The organism is Variovorax sp. CCNWLW225, from assembly GCF_037204045.1.
Lineage (GTDB): Bacteria > Pseudomonadota > Gammaproteobacteria > Burkholderiales > Burkholderiaceae_C > Variovorax.
Genome location: NZ_JBBCBV010000020.1, coordinates 65819 through 75597, shown reverse-complemented (window position 1 = coordinate 75597; position 9779 = coordinate 65819). Strand labels below are relative to the sequence as shown.

General features: G+C 66.5%; 7 protein-coding genes and 1 tRNA gene. 4 read left to right on the top strand and 4 right to left on the bottom strand.

Going from position 1 to position 9779, the window contains the following annotated elements:
* Positions 1–515: 515 nt before the first annotated feature.
* Positions 516–590: transfer RNA gene (locus V9L20_RS23640), tRNA-Arg, on the bottom strand.
* Between the two features lie 43 nt (positions 591–633).
* Complete coding sequence (locus V9L20_RS23635) at positions 634–1302, bottom strand: TetR family transcriptional regulator (protein ID WP_337298458.1); 669 nt, start codon at positions 1300–1302, stop codon at positions 634–636.
* 178 nt (positions 1303–1480) lie between these two features.
* Between V9L20_RS23635 and V9L20_RS23630 the strand changes: the two genes are divergently transcribed.
* The 4 genes from V9L20_RS23630 to V9L20_RS23615 all read left to right on the top strand — a co-directional run bounded on the left by V9L20_RS23630 (position 1481) and on the right by V9L20_RS23615 (position 8102).
* Entirely contained in the window at positions 1481–2770 is a 1290-nt protein-coding gene (locus V9L20_RS23630; protein WP_337298457.1) for an efflux RND transporter periplasmic adaptor subunit, read from the top strand.
* An 18-nt stretch (positions 2771–2788) separates the two neighbouring features.
* On the top strand, positions 2789–5953 hold the full coding sequence (locus V9L20_RS23625) for an efflux RND transporter permease subunit (protein WP_337298456.1): 3165 nt from the start codon (positions 2789–2791) through the stop codon (positions 5951–5953).
* The gene (locus V9L20_RS23620; RefSeq protein WP_337298455.1) at positions 5946–7370 is read left to right on the top strand and encodes an efflux transporter outer membrane subunit; all 1425 of its coding nucleotides are present in this window, start codon (positions 5946–5948) and stop codon (positions 7368–7370) included. Before V9L20_RS23625 ends, V9L20_RS23620 begins: the two co-directional genes overlap by 8 nt.
* 114 nt (positions 7371–7484) lie before the next feature.
* Positions 7485–8102, top strand: coding sequence for a c-type cytochrome (locus V9L20_RS23615; RefSeq protein WP_337298454.1), 618 nt, complete (start codon positions 7485–7487; stop codon positions 8100–8102).
* 67 nt (positions 8103–8169) lie between these two features.
* On the opposite strand, the gene V9L20_RS23610 is transcribed toward V9L20_RS23615, so the two are convergent.
* Both V9L20_RS23610 and V9L20_RS23605 read right to left on the bottom strand, forming a co-directional pair.
* Positions 8170–8721: a DUF2946 family protein gene (locus V9L20_RS23610; protein WP_337298453.1), complete on the bottom strand. Its 552-nt coding sequence runs from the start codon at positions 8719–8721 to the stop codon at positions 8170–8172.
* A gap of 35 nt (positions 8722–8756) precedes the next feature.
* Positions 8757–9749 carry a YheT family hydrolase gene (locus tag V9L20_RS23605; RefSeq protein WP_337298452.1) on the bottom strand — a complete coding sequence of 331 codons (993 nt, stop codon included), beginning with the start codon at positions 9747–9749 and terminating at the stop codon, positions 8757–8759.
* Positions 9750–9779: the final 30 nt, after the last annotated feature.

The window sequence follows — 9779 nt, the reverse complement described above, 5'->3', positions numbered from 1 at the left end:
GGGTAGAGTTTTACGTGGGTCAGTCTTAGACGGAAATTAGCGCGTTAGCCGGGTCATTTTTCGGTGGCAATCAACATATCACTGAGCGCTGGTTGGCCAGCCTCGTCTTTAAAAACCAAGTTCTGTTGAAGTGATTCAGACAGGCCGTGGTTGGGGGGGAAGAATGGTTTTCATCCGGCTGCTCCCTCGATCTTTTGAGTTCGACACCTTGCGCGAGGCCATTGTGACAACAAGTAACTCAAAATACTACAAGGGGTTTCGGAGGGACCCTGTGTTCACCCACGCGGCTGTCGCATCACCGATTCAACGATCCGGCACCCATCGTTGGAGCCCGCGTTGGGACGGGCCCTCCTCTATGCTTCCTTGCCCAGCTTTTTATGGTCCGCCAAGCTGCCTATCGTTGATTTATGTGCTTTTCACATCAACCAAAATAAGTCAGGGAGACAAAGAAAAACCCGCCACGCTAGCAAGCGTGCGGGTTTCTGAGGTCGATGAGACGCTGTGGTCTCCGTATTTGGTCCCGCCGCCAGGAATCGAACCTGGATCTCAGCCTTCGGAGGGCCGAATTCTATCCGTTGAAATACAGCGAGGAATCTGGGTTCCGGCAGAACCGGAGCCCCGCATTATCGCCTATCAGGCGGCGACTTCTTCAGCTTCGTTCTCAACGCCTGGGGTCGAGTTCCGGCCAAAGCCCAGTCCGGCCAGGTAAACGCGAAAGGTGCGCCGGCCGCTTTGCACCAGGTCGAAGGCGGCCGGGTCTAGCAGCCAGTTCTGAATGAGCCCGCTGATGAGCGCATGCAAGCCCTGCGCGGCCACATGGCCGGGCACGGGCAGCTTGATGCTGGCGCGGCGGGCGGCCAGGCGCAGGGCTTTTTCAAAATCGGTTACGCAGGCGTTGCGGGCGTCCAGGTGCCGCTGCTGCACCGAGGCCATGTCGTGCGTGTATTCGACCTTGTGGGTGGCCACGTCGAACACGCGGCGCACCTGGGGGTCGGTGGTCATGAGGGTGAGCGCATGCACCATGCCCTCTTCAATCTCGGCCAGGGGGTCGTCGTTGCCGGCCGCAGCGGCGGCCCGGGGGCCGGCCTCCAGCGGCAGAATGACCCGCTCCATCATGGCGTTGAACAGGTCGGCCTTGTCCTTGAAGTGCCAATAAATGGCGCCACGGGTCGCGCCGGCCTGCTGTGCAATCTGCTGCAGCGAGGTCTGCGAAACGCCCTGCGCCTGAAACAGCAGCTCCGCGGCATCGAGCAACCGATGCCGCGTGGCCAATGCTTCTTCCTTCGTACGACGTGCCACCAAGTCTCCTGATTTGTAAAGCCAAGCCCTTTCCGCATCGTGGGGCCATTCGATGTTGTCACTATACATCCATGAATGTATGTAAACTAGCGGGCTTCCCCGATGGCCCGGCTATTTATGCTGGCTTTCTGTTCGCTTTCTGCGAACGCGCCATCTCCCGTCTTTGCTTCAAAGGATTCGCATGCCTCTCCTGCATGTTTCGCGTCAATCTTCGTTCTCGCCGCGCCTCGCGATCGTGGCCGCTGCCGTGGTGCTGGCGCTTGCGGCCTGCTCCAAGGGCGATGCGCCCGCCGGCAAGGGAGGTGCAGCCGGTGGCGGTGCCCCGCCGGCGCCTGAAGTGGGCGTGGTGGTTGCAACGCCGACGGACGTGGGCCTGGTGACCGAACTGCCGGGCCGGCTCGAGGCCTCGCGCGTGGCGCAGGTTCGCGCCCGCGCCTCGGGCATCCTGCTGAAGCGCGAATTCCGCGAAGGCAGCGATGTAAAGGCCGGCCAGCTGCTGTTCCGCATCGACCCGGCGCCGCTGGTGGCCGCATCGCAAAACGCGCAGGCCACGCTGGCCCGCGCTGAGGCCAACGCCGTGCAGGCCAAGGCACTGGCCGACCGCTACAAGCCGCTGGTCGAGGCCAATGCGGTCAGCAAGCAAGAATATGCAAACGCCGTGGCCTCGCAAAAAACGGCCGAGGCCGACGTGGCCGCGGGCCGCGCAGCGGTGCAAACCGCCAAGATCAACCTCGGCTATGCCGACGTGACCTCGCCCATTGCAGGCCGCATCGGCCGCGCACTGGTAACCGAAGGCGCGCTGGTGGGCCAGGGCGACGCCACCGAGCTGGCCGTGGTGCAGCAGATCAACCCGATGTACGTGAACTTCACGCAATCGGCCTCCGACGTGCTGAAGCTGCGCCGCGCGCTGGCCGCCGGCCAGTACAAGCGCGCGAGCGGCGACGAAGCCGCCAGCGTAACCGTGGTGCTCGAAGACGGCACCGACTACGCACTGCCCGGCAAGCTGCTGTTCTCCGACCTGACGGTCGACCAGGCCACCGGCCAGGTCACGCTGCGCGCCGAGGTGCCCAACCCGAAGGGCGAGCTGCTGCCGGGCCTGTATGTGCGCGTGAAGCTCGAGCAGGCCCAGGCCACCAACGCGATCACGGTTCCGCAGCAGGCGGTTACGCGCACGCAGCAGGGCGACACGGTGTCGGTGGTGAGTGCCGACGGCAAGATCAGCCAGCGCACAGTGAAGATCAGCGCCGCCAAGGACAACCAATGGGTGGTGCTCGACGGCCTGAAGGCGGGCGAACAGGTGATGGTCGACGGCTTCCAGAAGCTGCAGATGATGCCGCCCGGCACGCCGGTGAAGGCGGTGCCTTGGCAAAAGTCCGCGCCTAACGGTGCGGCACAACCGGCAGCGCCGGCGGCGTCTGCCGCGGCGGCGCCAGCCAGCGGTGCGGCGGCTGCGCCGGCCGAAAAGAAGTAATAGCAGGAGCGCGCCCGCATGGCCAAATTCTTTATCGACCGCCCGATCTTCGCCTGGGTGATTGCCCTGTTCGTCCTGGTGATGGGCGGCGTGGCAATTACGCAGTTGCCGATCTCGCAATACCCGCCGGTGGCACCGCCGGCCATCGTGATCAACGTGGCGTACCCCGGCGCCTCGGCCCAGACGCTGGAGGACAGCGTGCTGTCCGTCATCGAGCGTGAAATGAACGGCTCGCCAGGCCTGATCTACATGGAATCGGTGGCCCAGGCCGACGGCACCGGCACCATCACCATCAGCTTCGAGGCCGGCACCAACGACGACCTTGCACAGGTGGACGTGCAGAACCGGCTCTCGCGCGCAACACCGCGCCTGCCGGCGGCCGTAACGCAGCAGGGCGTGCGCGTGGACAAGTCGCGCGACAACTTCCTGATGTTCGTGATGCTGTCTTCGGACAACCCGGCGTTCGACCCCATTGCGCTTGGCGACTACGCCGCGCGCAACGTGGTGCCCGAGCTGCAGCGCGTGGTGGGCGTGGGCCAGGCCCAGCTTTTCGGCTCTGAAAACGCGATGCGCATCTGGATCGACCCGGCCAAGCTGCAGGGCTTCAACCTGTCGGCCACCGACGTGAACAACGCGATTCGCGCGCAAAATGCACAGGTGTCTTCGGGCACCCTTGGCGACCTGCCCAACGTTCCCGGCCAGGCCATTGCGGCCACGGTGGTGGTGAACGGCCAGCTTGCCAACGTGGAGCAGTTCAAGGAAATTGTGCTGCGCGCCAACCCCGACGGCTCGACCGTGCGGCTGAAGGACGTGGCCCGCGTTGAGCTGGGCGGCCAGTCGTATGCCACCTCTGCCCGCCTGAACGGCGTGCCGGCGGTGGGTGTCGGCGTGCAGCCCACGCCCAACGGCAACGCGCTGGAATCGGCCAAGGCCATCCGCGCCAAGATGGCGGAGCTCGAGCGCTTCTTCCCGCAGGGCGTGAAGTGGAACATTCCGTACGACAGCTCGCGCTTCGTGCAGATTTCCATCACCGAAGTGGTGAAGACGCTGCTTGAAGCCATTGCGCTGGTGTTCGTGGTGATGTTCCTGTTCTTGCAGAACTGGCGCTACACCATCATTCCGACCATCGTGGTGCCGATTGCGCTGCTGGGCACGTTTGCCTCGCTGCTGGCGCTGGGCTTCTCGATCAACGTGCTGACCATGTTCGGCATGGTGCTGGTGATCGGTATCGTGGTGGACGACGCCATTGTGGTGGTCGAAAACGTCGAGCGCATCATGAGCGAAGAGGGGCTGTCGCCGCTCGAAGCCACGCGCAAGGCCATGCGGCAGATCTCGGGCGCCATCATCGGCGTGACGGTGGTGCTGATCTCGGTGTTTGTGCCGCTGGCGTTCTTCGCGGGCTCCACCGGCAACATCTACCGCCAGTTCTCGGCGGTAATGGTGACGTCGATCGCCTTCTCGGCCTTCATGGCGCTGTCGCTCACGCCGGCGCTGTGCGCCACGCTGCTCAAGCCGGTGGAAGCGGGCCACCACCACGAGAAGCGCGGCTTCTTCGGCTGGTTCAACCGCGGCTTCACGCGCACGGCCAAGGGCTACGAAAGCATGGTCGCGCGCATTCTGCGCCGCGCCGCGCGCTACCTGATCATCTACGCCGTGATCATCGGCGCGGTGGTGTTCACGTACATGCGCCTGCCAAGCTCGTTCCTGCCGCAAGAAGACCAGGGCAACATCATCGTGAACGTGCAGCTGCCCCCGGGCGCCACGCAAGAGCGTGCGCTGTCGGTCATGCAGCAGGTCGAAGGCTTCATCCTGAAGCAGCCTGAAGTGCAGAGCATGGTGGGCGTGATGGGCTTCAGCTTCTCTGGCCAGGGCCAGAACGCCGGCCTCGCCTTCGTCACGCTGAAAGACTGGGAAGAGCGCAAGGACCCGGCCCACTCGGCCAGCGCCCTCGCGGGCCGCGCCTTCGGTGCGCTCTCGGGCATTCGCGACGCGTTCATCTACCCGCTGAGCCCGCCGCCCATTCCTGAACTGGGCAATGCCAGCGGCTTCAGCTTCCGGCTGCAAGACCGTTCGGGCGCGGGCCACGACGCGCTCATCAACGCGCGCAACCAGTTGCTGGGCATGGCCAGCCAGAGCAAGGTGCTGACGCAGGTGCGCCCTGACGGCCTGGAAGACGCGCCGCAGCTGCAGATCGACATCGACCGCGACAAGGCCAACGCCCTGGGCGTGAGCTTCGACGCGATCAACGCCACGCTGTCGACCGGCCTGGGTTCGAGCTACATCAACGACTTTCCGAACCGCGGCCGCCTGCAGCGCGTGGTGGTGCAAGCCGATGCGCCGGCCCGCATGCAGCCGGACGACCTGCTGCGGCTGAACGCCAGCAACTCGCAGGGCCAGCCGGTGCCGCTGTCGGCCTTTGCCACCACCAAGTGGGTGACGGGCGCCACGCAAACGGTGCGCTACAACGGCTACCCCGCCATCCGCATCAGCGGCGACGCGGCGCCGGGCTTCAGCACGGGTGCCGCCATGGCCGAGATGGAAAAGCTCGCGAGCCAGCTGCCGCAAGGCTTCGGCTTTGAATGGACGGGCCAGTCGCGCGAAGAAAAGCTGGCGGGCTCGCAGGCCATCATCCTGTACGGCTTCGCAATCCTGGCGGTGTTCCTGTGCCTGGCCGCGCTGTACGAGAGCTGGTCGATCCCGCTGTCGGTCATTCTGGTGGTGCCGCTCGGCGTGCTGGGCGTGCTGCTGGCAACCATGCTGCGCGCCTACTCGAACGACGTGTACTTCCAGGTGGGGCTGATCACCATCATCGGCCTCTCGGCGAAGAACGCGATTCTGATCATCGAGTTTGCGAAAGACCTGCAGGCGCAGGGCAAGGGCATCGTCGAATCGGCGCTGGCCGCGGCCCACCTGCGGTTCCGCCCGATCATCATGACCTCGCTGGCCTTCGGCCTGGGCGTGGTGCCGCTGGCCATTGCCTCCGGCGCCGGCTCGGCAAGCCAGCGCGCCATTGGCACCGGCGTGCTCGGCGGCATGGTCACGGGCACGATCCTGGCCGTGATCTTCGTGCCGGTGTTCTTCGTGGTGGTGCGCACGCTGTTCAAGGGCAGCGCGCGCCAGCATGAAGCCGACAAACGGCATGCCGAAGCCGCCGGCATCACGGAGGAAAAGACACATGACTAAGAAACTGATTCCCACGGCCCTGGCCGCGGCCATGCTGCTGGCCGGCTGCTCGCTCATTCCGACCTACGAGCGCCCCGCCGCGCCGGTGCCCACCACCTTTCCGGGCGACCCGGCGCAGCCGGCGGGCCAGGCCGCGGCCGCCCTGCCCTGGCAGGACTTCTTCACCGATCCGCGCCTGACCGGGCTCATTCAGACCGCGCTGGCCAACAACCGCGACCTGCGCGTGTCGGTGCTCAACATCGAGCAGGCGCGTGCGCAATTCCAGATCGAGCGCTCGGCTTTGTTCCCGGCGCTGGGCCTCACGGGCAGCGGGTCGCGTTCGAGCCCCAACCAGCTCCAGGCCTTCGACAGCAGCGCGGGGAGCGTGTCGTCGCAGTACAGCGTCAACCTGGGCATTACCGCCTGGGAGATCGACTTCTTCGGCCGCATCCGCAGCCTGAAGGACCAGGCGCTGGCGCAATACCTCGCCACCGAAGAAACGCGCAAGGCCGCGCAAATCAGCCTGATCGCGGCCGTGGCCACGGGCTGGCTCACGCTGATTGCCGACGACGAACTGCTGGAGCTCACGCGCCAGACGATGGTCACGCGCGAAGAATCGGTGCGCCTGACCAAGCTGCGCTTCGACAACGGCGTGTCGTCGGAGCTCGACTTCCAGGCCGCGAACTCGCTGGCCGAAACCGCGCGCGCTTCTTATGCGCAGCAGCTTCGCACGCGCCAGCAGGACGAGAACGCGCTGGCTCTGCTGCTCGGCGCGCCGGTGCCGGCGGAAGCCACGGCCGGCGGCGCCAAGGGGCTGGACGGCATCAAGCCGATGCCGGACGTGCCGGCGGGCCTGCCGTCCGACCTGCTGACCGAGCGGCCGGACATCCGCTCGGCCGAGCAGCAGCTGATTGCGGCCAATGCCAACATCGGCGCGGCGCGCGCGGCGTTCTTTCCGCGTGTGTCGCTGACCACCTCGATCGGCACCGCCAGCAGCGAGTTCTCGGGCCTGTTCGACAGCGGATCGAAGGCCTGGGCCTTTTCGCCGCAGATCACGCTGCCCATCTTCGATGCGGGGCGCAACATTGCGGGGCTCGACTCGGCCAAGGCCGGGCGCGAGATTGCCGTGGCGCAGTACGAAAAGTCGATCCAGACGGCGTTCCGCGAAGTGGCGGACGCGCTGGCCGGCCGCGCCACGCTGGGCGAGCAGGTGCGGGCGCAGCGCGCTCAGGCCGACGCCGAAGCGGTGCGCTTCAAGCTCTCCGACATGCGCTACCGCAACGGCATTGCCAGCGCGCTCGACCTGCTGGACGCGCAGCGCTCGCTGTACACGGCGCAGCAATCGGCCGTGACCACGCGGCTCCTGCAGCTGCAAAACCAGGTCACCCTGTACAAGACGCTGGGTGGCGGTTGGGCCACGCCGGGCAACAAGGGCTGAGGCTTTCGCGCGACGGCTCCGGACAGGCCTTCCGTCCTTTGGGCGGAGGGCCTCTCTATAATCGCCGGTTGATTCGAAAAAGCCCCCCGACGAGCCCCCGTTATTGAGGACGCCATGAGCGCAGACCCGCACTACCAGGCCACAGAAGAAGCCCACACCGGCCCGATCAAGAACCCGAAGCAACTGCTGCTCGCGGTATTTTTCTCTTTTCTTGCCCCCATCCTGATCATCGTGGGCCTTGTGGCCTATGTGGTTTCGGGCAACAAGCCCGCGGGCACGGCCGAGGGCGACAACATGGCGCTCTACGGCGTGTCGCAAGACGCGCGCAACCGCGAAGTGGCCGAGCGGCTCAAGAAGGTCGGCACCATCGAAATCCGCGATGCCAACCGCCCCCTGGCAACTGGCGAGACCGTGTTCAAGGCCCAGTGCGCCGCCTGCCATGCGCCGCCCGGCATTCCCGGCGCGCCGCACCTGAACGACGCCGCAGCCTGGGGCCCGCGCATCGGCCAGGGCTACGCAACGCTGCTCGACCATGCGCTGCATGGCAAGGGTGCCATGCCGGCCCAGGGCGGCGGCGACTTCGAAGACCTCGAAATCGGCCGTGCCGTGGTTTACCTGGCCAATGCCGGCGGCGCCAAGTTCCCGGTGCCCGAGCGTCCCGCCGCGGCAGCGGCACCCGCCGAAGGCGCTGCCTCGGCCCCCGCACCGGCGGCGCCCACCGCCAGCAAGTAAGCAAGGGCTTCGCCCCAATAAAAAAGCCGGCCTCGAGCCGGCTTTTTCATGCGCGAGACCTAGATAGCTACTGTTTTGATAGCGCTGCGGGCTGGCGTGCCGCGGGGCTCAGCACATGGCCGAAGCGCTGCGGCAGGTCCGCCGAGCGCACCGGCTCGGGCGTCCACAGCCCCTGGTCGATGGCCTCGGCGGCCAGGCCAACGTCCTGCGTGTGAACCAGCCCCAGCCCGATGGGAGCGGCCAGGTAGAGCCTGCCCTCCTCGTCGAGCAGGCACCCGGAAACCTCAACTGCCTGCCCGGTGTGGGCTGTGACGGCAAAGCCCCCCGTGTCGTCGGCAATGCGCCAGACAAAAGGCGCCGCCTCCAGTTCGACATAAACGCGCTGGGGTCCGTTCTGGAAGAACCACTGGCCTTCGTCGTCATGGTCGTAGTTGCGGTGGATGAAGTCGATGAGCTTCTCGTGCCGCAGCATCGAGCCCTTGGCGGCCGGAAACGGCCCCTGGGCCTGGGTGCGGTCGTCGCGCATGTACCAGTTGCCGCGCGCGTCCAGGCCAAGCCAGCCGTAGCAATGCGGCACGTTGGGCCACTTGGCGAGCGCTTGTTTAACGATGTCGTCCATGAAAGCTATTCTGCGCGCCCGCGCGGCAACCGGGGCTAGGCGAATTGCCCGAGCCAGCTACCGACGCTCTCCGGCATGCCGCGCACATGGCCCGGCGGCGCGCCGAGCGGAAAACCCACATGGCCGCCGTGCGCGGGCTGCCACAGCGTGACGTGCCGGCCCACCTCGCCCGGCCCCGGCAGGCTGCGGGCCGGAATGAACGGATCGTTCAGCGCGTTCACCACCAGCGTGGGCACGCGAATCGCGCTCAGGTGCGGCTTGGACGAGCCCCGCGCCCAGTAGTCGTCGGTGTTGCGAAAGCCGTGCAGCGGCGCCGTGAACACGTCGTCGAAGGTATAGAGGTCTCGCGCCGCCAGCAGCCGCTCGCGGTCGAACAGCCCCGGAAACTGGGCCAGCTTGGCCAGCGCCTTGGGCTTCATGGTGGCCAGGAACATGCGCGTGTAGACCAGCCGGTTGAAGCCGCGGCCGATGGCCTCGCCGCCGGCTGCAAGATCGAGCGGCGCGCACACCGAGGCCACCGCGGCCACCGAGGCGTGGGCCGAGTCGCCGGCCTCGCATGCCCAGCGCAGCAGCGCATTGCCGCCCAGCGACACGCCCGCGGCCAGCACTGGGCCGCCGCCGTGGAGCGCCTGCCGCTCGCGCATGCGCCGCAAGATCCAGTCGATCTCTTCGTAGTCGCCCGAGTGGTAGGCGCGCGGCGCCAGGTTCAGCTCGCCGCTGCAGCCCCTGAAATGCGGCACCGCGAAGTCCATGCCGCGCTCGGCCGCAAAGGCGGCAAAGGCTTCCGCATAGTGGCTGCGGGACGACCCCTCCAGGCCGTGGAACAGCACCAGCAAAGGGCGCGGTCCGGCGCTTATGCCCTGCAGGACCGAATCGGCGAAATCGACGTCGATGAAATCCCCGTCTGGCGTGTTCCAGCGCTCGCGGCGGTACACCGGCGCCAGGCCGGTGAAGCGGCGCGCGTACAGCGCCGCCCAGATGGTCTGCAAGTTGCCGCCGGGCAGCCAGCGCGGCGCCGCGTAGCCCATGGATGAGTGCGGGGAAGAAACGTCGCCAGG

Bases quoted from the DNA above. Each gene is read 5' to 3' on its own strand.
- V9L20_RS23630 (WP_337298457.1), top strand. From the start codon at position 1,481: ATGCCTCTCCTGCATGTTTCGCGTCAATCTTCGTTCTCGCCGCGCCTC.
- V9L20_RS23625 (WP_337298456.1), top strand. From the start codon at position 2,789: ATGGCCAAATTCTTTATCGACCGCCCGATCTTCGCCTGGGTGATTGCC.
- V9L20_RS23620 (WP_337298455.1), top strand. From the start codon at position 5,946: ATGACTAAGAAACTGATTCCCACGGCCCTGGCCGCGGCCATGCTGCTG.
- V9L20_RS23615 (WP_337298454.1), top strand. From the start codon at position 7,485: ATGAGCGCAGACCCGCACTACCAGGCCACAGAAGAAGCCCACACCGGC.
- V9L20_RS23610 (WP_337298453.1), bottom strand. From the start codon at position 8,721: ATGGACGACATCGTTAAACAAGCGCTCGCCAAGTGGCCCAACGTGCCG.
- V9L20_RS23605 (WP_337298452.1), bottom strand. From the start codon at position 9,749: ATGGGCTACGCGGCGCCGCGCTGGCTGCCCGGCGGCAACTTGCAGACC.